The organism is Alistipes sp. UBA6068, assembly GCF_949428155.1.
Taxonomy (GTDB): Bacteria; Bacteroidota; Bacteroidia; order Bacteroidales; family Rikenellaceae; genus Alistipes; species Alistipes muris.
The window spans coordinates 51,779-68,426 of record NZ_CASQFS010000010.1 but is presented as its reverse complement, the minus strand read 5'-3'; the positions used below and the strand labels follow the sequence as shown (position 1 = coordinate 68,426).

15 protein-coding genes are annotated in these 16,648 nt (G+C 58.7%); 2 read left to right on the top strand and 13 right to left on the bottom strand.

What is annotated here, in order from left to right; genetic code table 11:
• Window position 1 precedes the first annotated feature (1 nt).
• The 10 genes from rplV to rpsL all read right to left on the bottom strand — a co-directional run bounded on the left by rplV (window position 2) and on the right by rpsL (window position 6,541).
• Window positions 2-412 carry a 50S ribosomal protein L22 gene (rplV, locus tag QVG21_RS07170; protein WP_148468466.1) on the bottom strand — a complete coding sequence of 137 codons (411 nt, stop codon included), beginning with the start codon at window positions 410-412 and terminating at the stop codon, window positions 2-4.
• A 7-nt stretch (window positions 413-419) separates the two neighbouring features.
• Window positions 420-689 carry a 30S ribosomal protein S19 gene (rpsS, locus tag QVG21_RS07165; RefSeq protein WP_148468465.1) on the bottom strand — a complete coding sequence of 90 codons (270 nt, stop codon included), beginning with the start codon at window positions 687-689 and terminating at the stop codon, window positions 420-422.
• 17 nt (window positions 690-706) lie between these two features.
• Window positions 707-1,531 (bottom strand): 50S ribosomal protein L2, encoded by an 825-nt coding sequence (gene rplB, locus QVG21_RS07160; protein WP_148468464.1) that lies wholly within the window; start codon window positions 1,529-1,531, stop codon window positions 707-709.
• A 5-nt stretch (window positions 1,532-1,536) separates the two neighbouring features.
• Window positions 1,537-1,827, bottom strand: coding sequence for a 50S ribosomal protein L23 (rplW, locus tag QVG21_RS07155; RefSeq protein WP_148468463.1), 291 nt, complete (start codon window positions 1,825-1,827; stop codon window positions 1,537-1,539).
• Window positions 1,828-1,841: 14 nt separating this feature from the next.
• Entirely contained in the window at window positions 1,842-2,468 is a 627-nt protein-coding gene (rplD, locus tag QVG21_RS07150; protein WP_148468462.1) for a 50S ribosomal protein L4, read from the bottom strand.
• 1 nt (window position 2,469) lies between these two features.
• Window positions 2,470-3,084 (bottom strand): 50S ribosomal protein L3, encoded by a 615-nt coding sequence (rplC, locus tag QVG21_RS07145; RefSeq protein WP_148468461.1) that lies wholly within the window; start codon window positions 3,082-3,084, stop codon window positions 2,470-2,472.
• A gap of 57 nt (window positions 3,085-3,141) precedes the next feature.
• Window positions 3,142-3,447 carry a 30S ribosomal protein S10 gene (gene rpsJ, locus QVG21_RS07140; RefSeq protein WP_148468460.1) on the bottom strand — a complete coding sequence of 102 codons (306 nt, stop codon included), beginning with the start codon at window positions 3,445-3,447 and terminating at the stop codon, window positions 3,142-3,144.
• A 9-nt stretch (window positions 3,448-3,456) separates the two neighbouring features.
• Complete coding sequence (gene fusA, locus QVG21_RS07135) at window positions 3,457-5,571, bottom strand: elongation factor G (RefSeq protein WP_287923470.1); 2,115 nt, start codon at window positions 5,569-5,571, stop codon at window positions 3,457-3,459.
• Between the two features lie 15 nt (window positions 5,572-5,586).
• Window positions 5,587-6,063 (bottom strand): 30S ribosomal protein S7, encoded by a 477-nt coding sequence (gene rpsG, locus QVG21_RS07130; protein WP_251214468.1) that lies wholly within the window; start codon window positions 6,061-6,063, stop codon window positions 5,587-5,589.
• Between the two features lie 94 nt (window positions 6,064-6,157).
• A complete protein-coding gene (gene rpsL / locus QVG21_RS07125) occupies window positions 6,158-6,541 on the bottom strand; it encodes a 30S ribosomal protein S12 (protein WP_251214467.1) in 384 nt (127 codons plus the stop codon).
• A 390-nt stretch (window positions 6,542-6,931) separates the two neighbouring features.
• On the opposite strand from rpsL, the gene leuS reads away from it, so the two are divergent.
• Window positions 6,932-9,688, top strand: coding sequence for a leucine--tRNA ligase (leuS, locus tag QVG21_RS07120; RefSeq protein ID WP_287923466.1), 2,757 nt, complete (start codon window positions 6,932-6,934; stop codon window positions 9,686-9,688).
• 11 nt (window positions 9,689-9,699) lie between these two features.
• A complete protein-coding gene (locus QVG21_RS07115; protein ID WP_287923464.1) occupies window positions 9,700-11,094 on the top strand; it encodes an aminopeptidase P family protein in 1,395 nt (464 codons plus the stop codon).
• A gap of 1,415 nt (window positions 11,095-12,509) precedes the next feature.
• Here QVG21_RS07115 and QVG21_RS07110 read toward each other — a convergent pair.
• The 3 genes from QVG21_RS07110 to QVG21_RS07100 form a co-directional block, all read right to left on the bottom strand.
• Window positions 12,510-13,508: a glycoside hydrolase family 18 protein gene (locus QVG21_RS07110; protein WP_287923461.1), complete on the bottom strand. Its 999-nt coding sequence runs from the start codon at window positions 13,506-13,508 to the stop codon at window positions 12,510-12,512.
• Window positions 13,509-13,674: 166 nt separating this feature from the next.
• A complete protein-coding gene (locus QVG21_RS07105; RefSeq protein WP_251214463.1) occupies window positions 13,675-15,288 on the bottom strand; it encodes a BT_3987 domain-containing protein in 1,614 nt (537 codons plus the stop codon).
• Window positions 15,289-15,291: 3 nt separating this feature from the next.
• Window positions 15,292-16,644 (bottom strand): DUF1735 and LamG domain-containing protein, encoded by a 1,353-nt coding sequence (locus QVG21_RS07100; RefSeq protein ID WP_251214462.1) that lies wholly within the window; start codon window positions 16,642-16,644, stop codon window positions 15,292-15,294.
• Window positions 16,645-16,648 lie beyond the last annotated feature (4 nt).

Here is a 16,648-nt window from a genome sequence, read left to right as displayed (position 1 = left end):
ATTACTTGTTTTCTACGGTTACCATTTTGTCAACTACGATCGTCACGTGGTTCGAGCGCTTGCGGATGCGGTGCGCACGGCCCTGCGGCGCAGCCTGGATACGCTTGAGCATGCGACCGCCGTCGACGAACACCTCCTTGACGCAGAGCGTTGCATCCTCCAGACGCTCGCCCTCGTTCTTGGCCTCCCAGTTGGCGATGGCCGACTTGAGGAGCTTCTCCATGCGGATCGAGGCCTCCTTCTTCGAATAGCGGAGGATGCCCAGCGCCTTGTTGATCTCCACGCCGCGGATGATGTCGGCCACCAGGCGCATCTTGCGGGGAGAGGTGGGACAATCGCGCATGACGGCGATTGCCTTCTGCTTCTTCTCAGCCTTGATTTTCTCGGCTCTTATTGCTTTTCTTGCACCCATTTTCTACCTATTTTTTCTTGTTACCTGCATGACCGCGGAAGTTGCGCGTAGGGGCAAACTCGCCGAGCTTGTGCCCTACCATGTTCTCCGTCACATACACCGGAATGAACTTGTTTCCGTTGTGAACGGCGATCGTCTGACCCACGAAGTCGGGCGAGATCATACTTGCACGTGACCATGTCTTGATTACCGACTTCTTGCTCCCTTCGGCCTGGGCGACGACTTTCGCCTCCAGCTTGGGGTCGATAAACGGTCCTTTTTTCAGTGAACGGCTCATTATGTACTCTTATTTAATTATTTTTTCTTACGGGAAATAATAAACTTCGAGGTCGTCTTCTTCGGGTTGCGCGTCTTGTAACCCTTAGCCAGAAGACCCTTGCGCGAACGCGGGTGACCACCCGACGCACGACCTTCGCCACCACCCATCGGGTGATCCACCGGGTTCATCACGACACCACGGTTGCGCGGACGACGGCCGAGCCAACGTTCGCGACCTGCCTTGCCCGAGCTTTCGAGGTTGTGGTCCACGTTGGAGACCACACCCACCGTGGCGCGGCAGGTTACGAGTACCATACGAGTCTCACCGCTGGGCAGCTTGATGATGGCGAATTTGCCTTCGCGTGCCAGCAGCTGTGCATACGAGCCGGCCGAACGCGCCATCGCGGCGCCCTGGCCCGGGTAGAGTTCGATGTTGTGGATGACCGTACCCAGGGGGATCTCGCTCAGGAAGAGCGTGTTGCCCACCTCGGGAGCGACACCGGCGCCGCTCATGACGGTCTGGCCTACCTTCAGGCCATTGGGTGCGATGATGTAGCTCTTCACACCGTCGGCGTACACCAGAAGCGCAATGCGAGCCGTACGATTGGGGTCGTACTCGATCGATTTTACAGTTGCAGCGATGCCGTCCTTCGAACGCTTGAAGTCGACCATACGATACATCTGCTTGTGACCGCCGCCGATGTAGCGGACCGTCATCTTGCCGTCGCTGTTGCGACCGCCCGAGCTTTTCTTGGGGCTCAACAGCGACTTTTCGGGTTTGTTCGTCGTGATCTCGTCGAACGTGCCGATGATCTTATGTCTCGTACCTGCGGTTACAGGCTTAAATTTTCTTACTGCCATCTTCGTTAGATATTACTGTAAAAATCGATCTTGTCACCCTCCTTCAGAGTCACGATCGCCTTCTTGAAGTTGTTGGCGCGACCCTCCAGGAGACCCGCCTTCGTGTAGCGGCTCTTGAGCTTGCCCATGTAGTTGACGGTGTTCACGTCCGTCACCACGACATTGTACATCTGCTCTACGGCATTGCGAATCTGCAGCTTGTTAGCCCGCACGTCAACGATAAAACCGTAGCGATTCAACTTTTCGCCCTGAATCGTCATTTTCTCGGTCAAAACCGGCTTAATAATAATGTCCATTGTAACTTGCGTTTTTAAGCTAACATCTCATTGAGTACATTCTCGGCGCCCTCCACCATCACGATGGCCGATGCGTTCATCACGTCGTAGGTGCAGAGGTTCTGCGCCAGAACGGGAAGAACGTTGGGGATGTTGCGGCACGAGAGTTGCAGGTTGACGTTCGTCTCGGGGAGCACGAGCAGCACCTTCTTGTCGGCCACCTTCAGCGCCTCGGCCAGAGCCACGACCGTCTTGGTCTTGGGAGCCTCCAGCGAGAGGGTCTCGATGATGGTGATGGCGCCGCCCTGAGCCTTGTAGGTCAGCGCGCTGCGACGAGCCAGCTGCTTGAGCTTCTTGTTGAGCTTGAAGCGGTAGTCGCGGGGTACGGGACCGAACACGCGGCCGCCGCCCGGGAAGAGGGGCGAGAGGATCGAGCCGCAGCGTGCGCCGCCGGTACCCTTCTGGCGCTTGAGCTTGCGGGTCGAGCCGGCAACTTCGTTGCGCTGCTTGGCCTTGTGCGTGCCCTGACGCTGGTCGGCGAGGTACTGCTTCACGTCGAGGTAGATCGCGTGGTCATTAGCCTCCACGCCGAAGACGGCATCCGAAAGGGTTACCTTACGACCCGTCTCTTGTCCCTGGGTGTTCAATACAGCTAATTCCATACTACTTCTCAATCGTTAAATAAGCACCTTTTGCACCCGGAATCGAACCCTTCACCAGAATGAGGTTGCTCTCGGGAATAACTTTCAATACACGCAGGTTGAGCACCTTGACCTGCTCGCCGCCCATCTGGCCGGGCAGACGCTTGCCCTTGAAGACGCGCGAAGGATAGGACGATGCGCCCAGCGAACCGGGCTTGCGCTGACGGTTGTGCTGACCGTGGGTCTGACCGCCCACGCCGCCGAAGCCGTGGCGCTTGACGACGCCCTGGAAGCCCTTGCCCTTCGAGATCCCGGTCACGTCCACCCAGTCCTCCTCCGAGAACATGTCGACGGTGAGCGTGTCGCCCAGGTTCACCTCGGGCATCCCCTTGAACTCGGCCATCTTGCGCTTGGGGGTGGTGCCGGCTTTCTTGAAGTGACCTAACAAACTGCTGGTGGTGTGCTTTTCACTTTTCTCGTCATAGGCAACCTGGACCGCTTCGTAGGAGTCCTTCTCCACGGTCTTGATTTGCGTAACAACGCACGGACCAGCCTCGATGACAGTGCATGGTATGTTCTTACCCTCGGCACTGTAAACGGAAGTCATTCCGATTTTCTTTCCAATAAGTCCTGACATTTGTTGTCGTTTGTTTGTTATGTAAAAGTGATCGTTTTCAGTCTACGCAGAGGCGCATCACACCTTGATCTCGACCTCGACGCCCGAGGGGAGCTCGAGCTTCATCAGCGCGTCGATCGTCTTGGGCGTCGACGAGTAGATGTCGAGGATACGCTTGAAGGTGCAGAGCTGGAACTGCTCGCGGGCCTTCTTGTTGACGAAGGTCGAGCGGTTTACCGTAAAGATCTGCTTGTGGGTGGGCAGGGGCACGGGGCCGCTGACTACGGCGCCCGTGCTCTTGACGGTCTTCACAATCTTCTCGGCGGACTTGTCCACCAGATTGTGATCGAAAGACTTTAACTTGATTCTGATTTTCTGGCTCATATCGTTTGCTTATTCTATATCCTTACGTTTACCACTCGCTTTCTCGATGATCTCCTTGGCCAGGTTGGCGGGAACCTCCTCGAAGTGCGAGAACTCCATCGACGACGTAGCACGGCCCGACGAGATCGTGCGCAGCACGGTCACGTAGCCGAACATCTCCGACAGGGGGACCTTGGCCTTCACCACGCGGGCCGTACCCTTCGACTCCATGCCGGTGATCTGACCGCGGCGCTTGTTCAGGTCGCCGATGATGTCACCCATGTTCTCCTCGGGAGTTACGACCTCGACCGACATGACGGGCTCCATGATGACCGAACCGGCCTTGGGAGCGGCGGCACGATAGCCGTTGCGGGCAGCGATCTCGAACGAGAGCTGGTCGGAGTCGACGGGGTGGAACGAACCGTCGAGCAGCGTGATCTTCATCGAGTCCATCTTGTAGCCGGCCAGCGCACCGTTGTCCATCGCCGAAGCGAAGCCCTTCTGCACGGCGGGGATGAACTCCTTGGGGATGTTACCGCCCTTGACCTGATCGACGAACGTCAGACCCATCTGGCCGTCGTCGGCCGGACCGATCTCGAAGATGATGTCGGCGAACTTACCGCGACCGCCGGTCTGCTTCTTGAAGACCTCGCGGTGCTGAACCGTCTTGGTGAGCGACTCCTTGTAGTTAACCTGGGGAGCACCCTGGTTGATCTCCACGCCGAACTCGCGACGCAGACGGTCGACGATGATGTCGAGGTGGAGCTCACCCATACCGCTGATGACGGTCTGACCCGAATCCTCGTCGGTGTGTACCGTGAAGGTGGGGTCCTCTTCGGCCAGCTTGCCCAGCGCGATACCCAGCTTGTCGAGGTCCTTCTGCGTCTTGGGCTCTACGGCCAGACCGATCACCGGCTCGGGGAAGGTCATCTGCTCGAGTACGATCGGAGCGTTCTCGGCGCAGAGCGTATCGCCCGTGCGGATCTCCTTGAAACCTACGGCAGCACAGATGTCGCCGGCCGTAACGGTCTCCATCGGGTTCTGCTTGTTGGCGTGCATCTGGTAGATGCGGCTGATGCGCTCGCGCTTGCCGCTGCGTGCGTTGAGCACGTAGGAACCGGCGTCGAGCTTACCCGAGTAGACGCGGACGAAAGCCAGACGGCCCACGAAGGGGTCGGTAGCGATCTTGAACGCCAGACCGCAGAACGGATCGGCCTCCGAAGCGTTGCGGGTCTCCTCCTCCTCGGTCTTGGGGTTCATACCCGTCACGGCGGGAACGTCGAGCGGCGAGGGCAGGAAGGCCATCACGTAGTCGAGCAGCTTCTGCACGCCCTTGTTGTGGAACGACGAGCCGCAGAGCATCGGCACGATCTGCATGGAGATGGTGGCCTTGCGGATGGCGACGAGCAGCTCTTCGGGGGTGATCGAATCGGGATCCTCGAAGAATTTCTCCATCAGCGCGTCGTCGGTAGCGGCGACCTCCTCGATGAGCTTGGCGCGCCACTCGGCGGCCTCGGCAGCCATCGACGCGGGGATCTCCTTCAGCTCGAAGTTGTCGCGGACGGTCTTGTCGTCGAAGTAGTAGATCGCGTTATTATATATAAGGTCTACCAGACCCTCGAACTTGTCCTCGGCACCGATGGGCAGCACGACGGGAAGCGCCGTAGCGCCGAAGTGCTCCTTGATCTGCGCGCAGACTGCGAGGAAGTCGGCGCCCGTGCGGTCCATCTTGTTGACGTAACCGATACGGGGAACGTTGTACTTGTCAGCCTGACGCCATACGGTCTCCGACTGGGGCTCCACGCCGCCCACGGCGCAGAACGTGGCGATCGCGCCGTCGAGCACGCGCAGCGAGCGCTCCACCTCGACCGTGAAGTCGACGTGTCCCGGGGTGTCGATCAGGTTGATCTGGTACTGGTGGTCCTTGTACTGCCAGAAAGCCGTCGTGGCGGCCGAGGTGATGGTGATACCGCGCTCCTGCTCCTGGACCATCCAGTCCATGGTAGCGCCGCCCTCGTGCACCTCGCCGATTTTGTGGGTCTTGCCCGTGTAGAAAAGGATACGCTCCGATGTCGTGGTCTTACCGGCGTCGATGTGGGCCATGATGCCGATATTACGCGTATAGTGTAAATCTCTGATAGCCATCTTCGGGTCTCCTTTTTAGAATCTGAAATGTGCGAACGCCTTGTTGGCCTCGGCCATGCGGTGCATCTCCTCCTTGCGTTTGAAGGCGGCACCCTGCTGGTTGTAGGCATCCGCTATTTCGGCGGAAAGCTTCTCTGCCATCGTCTTGCCGGCGCGCTTGCGGGAAAAGAGGACAAGGTTTTTCATGGAAATAGAAATCTTGCGCTCCGGACGAACCTCCATGGGAACCTGGAACGTCGCGCCACCGATACGCTTCGATTTCACTTCGACTTGGGGCGTGATGTTCTCCAGAGCCTGTTTCCAGATTTCCAGCGGAGATTTGTCAGCATCCTTCATCTTCTTGCCTACGAGCTCCAGGGCATCGTAAAAAATGGTGTAGGCAATACTCTTCTTACCATCCAGCATAAGGTTGTTCACGAAACGGGTCACTGCCACGTCGCCGAACTTCGGATCCGGAAGTAGAATTCGCTTTTTTGGCTTAGCTTTTCTCATTGCTATTTGAAATGTTGTGTTTTCTTGTGTCGTTTCCGTCTTCGGGCCGCGCCCTCCGGAAACCTAAGGTTGAGTTGTTGCTCCGTCCGCGGGTTTATTTCGCCGCGGCCTTGGGCCGTTTGGCTCCGTACTTCGAGCGGCGCTGACGGCGACCGTCCACACCGGCCGAGTCGAGTGCACCGCGCACCAGGTGATAGCGCACACCGGGGAGGTCCTTCACACGACCGCCGCGTACCAGCACGATCGAGTGCTCCTGGAGGTTGTGGCCTTCGCCCGGGATGTAGGCGTTGACTTCCTTGCCGTTGGTCAGACGCACACGTGCCACCTTGCGCATAGCCGAGTTAGGCTTCTTGGGGGTCGTGGTGTACACACGGGTGCACACGCCGCGACGCTGGGGACACGCGGCCAGTGCGGGAGACTTCGATTTGTCCTCCAGCGCCAGACGGCCGTTTCTCACTAACTGTTGAATAGTTGGCATTTCTTAAACTGTCCTTTAAGTGGTTAAACTCTATTTCCATTGTCCAAAATGGACTGCAAAGGTACGCATTTTTTTTGAAATACAATATATAGGCGCATCTTTTTGCGCCGATTTCCGGGCTTTTCGCGATTTTTGTTATTCTTTTTATTTATAGAATTTACAAAACAATAATCCCGGATTATTATAAAATATGCAATTGATTGAAAACAAAACGATTGAACCCAACGGACAACCCCTGCCATTCTGCGCATGACCACACCTGCAGAAGCCCTCCGGATTCGCATCCCGCCAAAGAACCGCAAATCGCGAAATATGGCCCGGATTGCTCTTATTCCGAAAGTTTTCCGTATTTTTGTCGGACATTGAGCATAATATAATCCTACCGATACAATGGAATACGATTTCAGACAGATCGAAGCCAAATGGCAGCAGCGCTGGAAAGAGCGCGGCACCTACCGCGTCGCCGCCGACCCCGCGCGTCCCAAGTTCTACGTCCTCGACATGTTCCCCTACCCCTCGGGGGCCGGGCTCCACGTCGGCCATCCGCTGGGCTACATCGCCTCGGACATCTATTCGCGCTACAAGCGGCTCAAGGGATTCAACGTGCTGCACCCCATGGGTTACGACGCATTCGGCCTGCCCGCCGAGCAGTACGCCATCCAGACCGGACAGCACCCCGCCGTCACGACCGAGCGCAACATCGCCCGCTACCGCGAGCAGCTCGACAAAATCGGTTTTTCGTTCGACTGGGACCGCGAGGTGCGCACCTGCGACCCGGCCTACTACAAGTGGACGCAGTGGGCGTTCCTCGAAATGTACAGCCACTACTACTGCAACGACACACAGCAGGCACGGCCCATCGCAGAGCTCGTCGAAGCCTTTTCCAAATACGGCAACGAGGGGCTCAACGCCGCCTGCACCGTCGAGATGCGCTTCACGGCCGACGAGTGGAACGCCAAGAGCGAAGCCGAGAAAGAGCAGGTTTTGCAGAACTATCGGCTCGCCTACCGCGCCGACACGATGGGCAACTGGTGTCCGCAGCTGGGCACCGTGCTCGCCAACGACGAGGTGCGCGACGGGCTTTCGGTCCGCGGCGGCTTCCCCGTCGAGCAGAAGCGCATGAAGCAGTGGCTGCTCCGCGTCACGGCCTACGCCCAGCGTATGCTCGACGGTCTCGACAAGCTCGCCTGGAGCGATTCGCTCAAGGAAATCCAGCGCAACTGGATCGGCCGTTCGGTCGGCGCGCAGGTCTTCTTCGACATCGAGGGTTCGGACCGCAAGCTCGAAATCTTCACCACGCGCCCCGACACCATCTTCGGCGTCACGTTCATGGTCATCGCTCCCGAGCACGAGTGGGTCGGCGAGCTCACCACGCCCGAGAACCGCGCCGCCGTCGAGGAGTACATCGCCCAGGCCAAGAAGCGGTCCGAGCGCGAGCGCATCGCCGAAACGCGACGCGTCAGCGGCGTGGCGACAGGTTCCTTCGCCGTCAATCCGTTCACCGGCAAGGCCATTCCCATCTATATTTCCGATTACGTGCTCGCCGGTTACGGCACGGGGGCCATCATGGCCGTCCCGGCCCACGATTCGCGCGACTACGCTTTCGCCCGCCACTTCGGGCTCGACATCGTGCCGGTGGTCGAGGGCGGCGACCTCGAAAAGGAGTCCTACGACGCCAAGGAGGGCCGGATGATCAACTCCGATTTCCTCAACGGCAAGGATGTCAAGGAGGCCATCGGTCTCATGTTCGACGAGGTCGAGCGCCGCGGCCTGGGCAAGCGGCTGGTCAATTACCGCCTGCGCGACGCCATCTTCTCGCGCCAGCGTTACTGGGGCGAGCCGTTTCCCGTCTATTACAAGGACGATGTGGCCTATCCCCTCGCCGCCGACAAACTCCCGTTGGAGCTGCCCCCCATCGAGAACTTCGGTCCCACGGCCGAGGGCGAGCCGCCGCTGGCGCGCGTCAAGGGCTGGTGCACCCCCGAGGGCTGCCCCTACGAGCTCTCCACCATGCCCGGATTCGCCGGGTCGTCGGCCTACTACCTGCGTTACATGGACCCGCACAACGACAGCGCGCTCGTGGGCCGCGAAGCCAACGATTACTGGCGTTCGGTCGACCTCTACGTCGGCGGCATCGAGCACGCCACGGGTCACCTCATGTACTCGCGTTTCTGGAACATGTTCCTCTACGACCTCGGCCACGTCTGCGAGGAGGAACCGTTCCGCAAGCTCGTCAACCAGGGCATGATCCAGGGCCGCTCCAACTTCGTCTATCGCGTCGTCGGGACCAACAAGTTCGTCTCGCTCGGGCTCAAAGACCAGTACGACACGCAGGAAATCCACGTCGACGTCAACATCGTCAGGAACGACATCCTCGACACCGAAGCGTTCCGCCGCTGGATGCCCGACTTCCACGATGCCGAGTTCATCCTCGAGGACGGCAAGTACGTCTGCGGGTGGGCCGTCGAGAAGATGTCCAAGTCGATGTACAACGTCGTCAATCCCGATTACATCGTCGACAACTACGGCGCCGACACGCTGCGCATGTACGAAATGTTCCTCGGGCCTCTGGAGCAGTCCAAGCCGTGGGACACCAACGGCATCGACGGCGTCCACAAGTTCCTGCGGCGGTTCTGGCGGCTCTTCTTCGACCGCGACGGCCGTCTGCTGCTCTCCGACGAGCCCGCCACCGACAAGGAGCTCCGCACGCTCCACAAGACCATCAAGAAAGTCACCGACGACATCGAGAATTTCTCGTTCAACACCTCGGTCGCCGCTTTCATGATTTGTCTCAACGAGTTGGGCGACTGTTCCAAGCGCGCCGTCCTCGAACCCCTCGTCGTCCTGCTCGCGCCGTTCGCGCCGCACATCGCCGAGGAGTTGTGGGAGGTCCTCGGCCACAGCGGGTCGGTCTGCGACGCCGCCTGCCCCGAGTTCGACGAGAAATACCTCGCGTTGAGCGCTTTCGAGTACCCCGTTTCCATCAACGGCAAGCTCCGTTTCAAGAAGGAGTACCCCGCCTCCGCCGCGCCCGCCGACATCCAGGCCGACGTCGTCACGCTCCCCGAAGCTCAGAAGTGGCTCGACGGCAAGGCTCCCAAAAAGGTCATCGTCGTCCCCGGCAAAATCATCAACATCGTCATCTAACGTTCTCAGCCATGTTTTCCGCTCAGACCTATTCCGCACGGCGCGCCGAGCTGCGCGCCCGCATCGGCGGGGGGCTCGTCCTCCTGCCGGGCAACCTCCCCTCGCCCAACAATTATCCCAACAACGCTTATTATTTCCGGCAGGATTCGTCGTTCCTCTACTTCTTCGGGTTGAACGCTCCCGCGTTGGTCGGGCTCCTCGACACCGATTCGGGCGACGACATGCTCTTCGGCGACGACTTCACCGTCGACGACATCATCTGGACCGGGCCGCAGCCGTCGCTCAGCGAGTTGGGCGCCCAGGTCGGGGTCGCCCATACCTATCCCCTCGCCGAGCTCGAACAGCGCCTCCGCAAGGCTGTCGCCCTCGGTCGGCGCATCCACTTCCTGCCCCCTTACCGCGGCGAAACCCGGTTGCAGCTCTCCGGCTTGCTCGGCATCGCCCCCGCGTTGCTCCACGATTACAAGTCCGTCGACCTCATGTTCGCCGTCGCCGAGATGCGCGAGGTCAAGAGCCCCGAGGAAATCGAGGCCCTCGAGCGTGCTTTCCGCATCGGTTACGACATGCACACCCTCGCCATGCGGATGTGCCGTCCGGGCGTCGTCGAGCGGCAGATAGCGGGTGCCATCGAGGGCGTCGCCAAGTCGGCCGGGCTCGGCGTGTCGTTCCCCTCCATCGTCTCGCAGCACGGCGAGACGCTCCACAACCTCCGGTCCGACGGCGTGTTGGAAGCCGGGCGCCTGCTCCTCTGCGACGCGGGCGGCGAGGGGCTCGACAATTATTGTTCGGACCACACGCGCACTTACCCCGTCAGCGGGCGTTTCACACCCATCCAGCGCGAAATCTATCAGATCGTCCTCGAAGCCCACGACCACGTCGCCGCCATCGTCCACGCCGGGATGATGTATTCCGACATCCACCGCGCCGCCTACCTCAAGCTCGCCGAGGGGCTCGCGGGCATCGGTCTGCTCAAGGGTTCGGCCGAAGACGCCGTCGCCGCGGGCGCCATGACCCTCTTCATGCCCCACGGGCTCGGCCACGGGCTCGGGCTCGACGTCCACGACTGCGAGGCCATGGGCGAGCGCTCGTTCGACTTCGCCTCCATCGCCGGGCGTGCCGCCGCATCGGGTACGTGTATCTATCGCGCCGCCTGGAAGCTCCGTCCCGGCAGCGTCATGACCGACGAGCCCGGGCTCTACTTCATCCCCGCGCTCATCGACAAGTGCCGCACCGAACGGCTCTACCGGGGCATCGTCGATTACGACATGCTCGAAAGTCTCCGTAATTTCGGCGGCGTCCGCATCGAGGACGACCTGCTCGTCACCAACGGCGGATGTCGGTTCATCGGCGACCGCCGAATCCCCATCACCGTCGACGAGTTGGAAGAAATCGTCGGCAGCAGATAGCCGCCCAAGGCGGTTTTGCGTATGTGCAGCCCGGGGCCTACCCCGGGCTGTCTTCGTCTCTCCGAGCGGCTTCCCGCCTTTGCGTGCTTCTCCCTCACGTTATTTTTACCTCCTGCCACCTGGCCGCATGCCGTTCTGCTCTCCTGCCATCCCCGCCCCGCTCTGTCATTCTGAGCCCCTTTCTGTCATTCTGAGGAGGGCCCCGGCCCACCGAAGAATCTGTTTCCCTCCCCGTTTCTGCGCCCCGGCCCACCGATGAATCTGTTTCCCTCCCCGTTTCTGCGCCCCGCCCTCCGTCCTCGCCCACCCGTCCGGCCATTCCGGCCATTCCGGCCATTCCGGTGCGCTGAGGACCCCCACAAAAAGCCGTTTCGGAGCCCTCGCGGACCCTTGAAAAAGGGCTCGCGCGAAAACACCCCTCCACCCCCGCGAGAAGCCCCTCCAAGGCATGCAATGTTTTCTTGCATACAAATAGTTATTGTATGACAATATATATTTGTAAAAATATATATTTTGTAGAGAGGTCGGCACGACAAGTATAAGAGGAATTTCCGACAAAAACAAGGCCGAAATACCCTCAAAAAAAACGTTTTTTTTGGAAGGGGTACAGATGTAACAGGCGGGTGCCAAGGCGCAGGGGCTGCGAGCGTCCACTGGGGGGGGGTGGCGGCCGGCCGAGGTGGAGGGGAGTGCAGGGCGGAAACAATGCAGGGGGGGGGTGCGGCGCGGGCGGGAAGCGTGTGGCGGGAATAAAAAGTCCTCATTCGACGTCGTAACGCAGGAGGGCGAGAAAATGGTCGCGTGAGGGATGAACGGGCAAGGGGTCAAGCAAGAATGCGGCAAAAAAACACAGAAAGGGGCAAAATAACGCGGAACGGATATGAGACGAGGAAAGCAACGACAAAACAAAGAAAAGCGGCGAGAGGGGCGGAAAACAGATTCTTCGCTACGCTCAGAATGACAGGGAGGAGGGCTCAGAATGACGGGGCAAAAAAAACGAAGCGGGCGATGTGTGTTGAGAATAAAAAGTCCTCACTCGACGTCAGAGCCGTTAGGCGTAGGACGGATTAAAAGCGTCGACGTAGGGGCCGGTTTGCTTGCAAACCCGCGTCAGGCGCCCGAAGTAGCTTTTAGTCCGTCCGTAGTAGGCGGAGACGTCTGTGAGGAGAGGTTTTTCCGCCGCTTTTTGCCGGAACAAAAAGCGGCAAAAGAATACGGTCGGAGCGCAGGAGGGCGGGAAACGGCGCGCGGGGTGAGAAACAAGGGTGTGTGACGGGGCGGGCGGAAAACAGATTCTTCGCGATGCTCAGAATGACAAAACGGGCGACGGTGTGACGGTGTGACGGGCGGTGTGACGGGGCGAAGACAAACAAAAACGGCCCGGGGAGACCGGGCCGTGAAAAAAGAGGGACAGACTACTGAACGTCGTCGATGGAGATAGTGAAACCACCGGGGACGAAAGTCCAATCCTGCGGACGGTTACCGTTTTCGCAGGTTACGGTTTCGCCGTAAGCACCGTCGGCGATAGCGTTGAACAACTTCAGCGGGTCACGGTCAGACTTCGTGCGCAGGTTGAAGTGCATGATAGCACCGTAACCATTTTGTTCTGCCTTATAGGCATTATCGCCATAATTATTAATTGCACTCGTCGTATAGTAAGAACCCAAGTTAATGGCAATCGGAGCATAATGCGTCTTGGTCACACCGGCAACACCGATACCCGTATTATACGGCGAGAAATTGGTATACACATAGTCGATAAGCGCACCGGCAGCAGCGTCGATTTGCGATGCGCCGCAGTTACCATACTGGAATACCGTAATGAGCTTGTCAGCGGGCATCAGACCGCGCAGTTTGGTGATGATGTTGCCGAACGAACCGCGAACAAGAGCCGTCGAATAGTTGGCATACTCATCGTCGAAACCGATACCGTCCAGCCCGTACTTCTCAACAGCGTAGGCCAGAATCTTGGCGAACTGCTCGGCCTGCGTGTCGTTCATGTTGGCCAGGCCGATACCGGCCCAGTCGCCCAGCACGGTGAGCAGCACCTTGATACCCTTGTCCTGCAGGGGCTTGATGTACTTCTCCGCACCGCCATTTTCGAGCAGGTTGGTCATCTTGTCGTTGAGATAGAGCGTCGGACGCACGATGCCGCCGACGGTCTCCGCATGGATGTTCGACGCGAAGAGCTCCACGATGCTGGCATAGGGCGTACCGTCGGAAAGGAGGTAGTCGCCAGCGTTGAGCGGGTTGACGTCGTTGGTCTCCACATAGATAGTAATCTTGGGCGTCATGTTGTAAGCACGCGTCAGGGCTGCATTGGCAGCATCGGTTTCTGCAAGCGGTTCGGCTTTCTGGCACGATACGGCCGCTGCGAGCAGCATGGTTGCTGCAAAAAATAAATTGCGTTTCATAGTAGTTGAAAAAGGTTAGTGAAAAAATTAAAATAATGAATTTTTGTTAGGCTGATCAACCTTGTTTTCTATTGCTGAGATAAAATTAGCAATAAAATTTCATCTCTGCAAATTTTTCTTCGTTATTTTTTCATAGGCTTCCTCCTTTCTTTGTTTGAATGATTCGTTACTTCCAGTCTTTCAGCCACTTACCATATCCGCCTTTTTCAGGATAATTTCCGAGCCCGCGGTTCAGGTCGAAGTTATAGCTAAGACCGTTGCGACGACCCTGATAAGTGCGACTGTTTATATCCATACAATCACAATATGTACTAAACGCACCATCCCAAATACCCTCATAGCCGTCTTGAAGATTGGTGCGCAAATCGGCGAACACCATTATATTATTAGGTTTGTATTCAGTTTCAACCCACTCAGACAAGACCTCGGCGGGGTCTTGCATCATGGCTTCTTCTTCGGATTCCGCTTCCGGGTAGAAGGGGAAATTTATGCAGCCGAACCGTTCCGCCGGAAGGTTCGCAATCGGTTTCTGAGTATAGGCCGAAACATAGGTCTCGGTGGGGTGCCACGGGTCGAGCAGCTGGGGAGCTTCCTTGTTGGAATTGTAGCCCGACCAGGCATAGTCGATATAATCGCCGACGGCGATACCGCCGCAGGCGTCCACGTCGTGGAAAGTTTCCGTCGGACGGTCGTAAACCGTGACGGTAAGCAGTTTTTCGGTGCCCAGCGCTTCGCGCAGGGACTTGATGAGTTTGGGATAGGAGGTGGTATTCATGGCAGGCATCCCCTCCTTGCCGTAACCGGAATTGCGGTCCCAAAGGTTGATGCCGTCGAGCTGGTAGGAGTCGATAACGGTCTTGACCTGCGCCGTGAAGTCGGCGATCTGTGCGTCGGTGAGGTTGCAGAAGCCCAGCCCCGAGCCGGCGCCCTCGATCGAGATGCAGACTTTGCGCCCCTTGTCCTGCAAGGGACGGATGTATTTGACGGCCTGTCCGAGCACATAGGTCATGTCGTCGCCCAGACTGAGGATGGCGCGGCCCGATTCGGCCTCGCGGTCGAGCCGCACGGTCCGCAAGTTGATGATGTTGCCGATGAGGTTATACCACGACTGACCGCCGTATTGCTCTTTTTGCACTTCTTTTTGCATGAAGTATTCGTCCACGAGCAGGGGCTGGTATTGGTCGGTGTTGATGTAGAAGACGAAAAAGAGGTCGTCGCCCTTGTGGAGTTCGGTATCGCCGATCTGGGGCTGACGGACCGTTATATTATAGTAGAGCGTTTTGGCGTCGTCGGGCATACCCTCCTCGGCGACGGTGAGCGGAAGGACGTATTCACCGGGGGTGAGCCCGGAAGCGAGGAAGCGGATGCGCTTGTAGACGGAACGCTGCGTATCCTTGGAAAGGTCGAGCGACGCCCCGTCGGGAAACTCGTAGTTCTGGGCGGGAAGCACGGTCCGCTCGGTCTCCTCGGCCTCGTTGTAAGCGTCGGCGAGCGAAGCATCGCCACGGGCGGCGAGCGTGACGGCATCGGCGGCGGGCTTGGTCTGCTGGAAATAGAAGGTGCTGATGCCCGAACCCTCGCCCTCGGCGAGCAGGACGCTGACCGTATTGCCGGCCGTGGCACCACTGCGCAACTTGCCGTAGACGTTCTGCAAAGCCTCCTGGTCGGGCTTCTTGCCGCCCGAAGTTTCGATGGTATCGGATTCGCACGCGGTGAAGCCCGCGCACGCCGCCGCGCACAAGAATGCGGCGAAAAGGGACTGGATGTAATTGGTTTTCATAATTTATTCCTCCGTCTTGTTGATTTCGGGAATTTCGATGCCTGCCGGCCAAACGATGTCGTACTTGGCGACGCCGTCGTTGCCGTATTTTGAATAATCCTTGATGGTGTTACCTTTGTTTTCGTTGAATTTCCAGTAGCCGATGAGCGTAGGGTCGTCCTTGGGGTTCTCGACGTCGTACATGCACTCCCAAATCTGCTCGGGCGTACGGGCCACGGACCACACGCGCGCTTCGGCGATCTTGCCGTTCAGGGGGCGGTAATCGTCGTAGGAACGCCCGATGAAGAACTGGTAAGCGGCGGCCAACGTATTGTACTTCTTGTCCTCGTACTGCGGTTTGTCGGCCTCGGAAGCCGTGTCCCACAGATTGTAGAGGGCGCGCATGGCGAGGTTGATGCGGTTCTCCTCGCTCTGGGTCGAGACACCGACGCCGACGGCCTCGCTCTGAATCTGCCCGTCGACGAAGATGCGCACGGTGCGGGCGGCCTGGTCGTAGGTGCAGGCGATGTGGTACCAACGGCCGGGCTCGAGGTTCTTGGTGACGTCGCTGCCGGGGAACTTACCGAACCCGGCGCCGCTGCCCGAACCGTCGAACTGCAACTGCTGACGCTCGAAGTTGGTGTCGCCGACGCGCAGAAGGAGATACTGCTCGACGCCCATGAGGGACGAAATGCTGACGGGAGCGCCCTGGGGATTCTGCTTGGCGAACTCGTCGAAATAGACCAACGCCTCGTAAGTGACGGCCGTAAGCCCGTTGAAAATCATGCTATTGGGCGAATACTTGTCGAGCGAGGGGAACTCGATCCAATTGTCGGTGAGCTGCGCGGCGACGGTGATGGCCGACGAACGCTTGACGACGTAATAAGCGACATCCGAACCACCCAACACGGCCATGGACGAACGGGCGATACGCACGGGCAAGAGGTAGGTCTCGTTGATGGGCAAGGCACCCTCCTGCTGCTCGCCCTGGCCCATGAGGTCGTGGAGCCGCAGCGTGACGACGTCGGAAACGGTCTTGCCGGCGGGAATGACGACCCGGTCGGCCGAAAGCTCGTAGAACTTGCTGTCGAGCATGGGCCAATCGGTCCGGAACCGCGCGTTGTAAGCAGCGACGAGCGACGGGTCGACAGCGAGGGACACCTCGGTATCGGACGCGACGGGAAACGCCAAATTAGCCTGCAACGAACGCTCCAGAACGGGCGTCATGTTGTTGAACGTAGTGGGCTGCACCTCCGAAGTCTTGGAGACATCGAGGAAGACGACATTGTCGAACTTCGTGGCGCTCTGGTCGAAGTTGTCGCACGCGACGAAAGCGACGGCGGCAACGAACGCAAAGAATCTGAACAAAGGTTTCATAAGA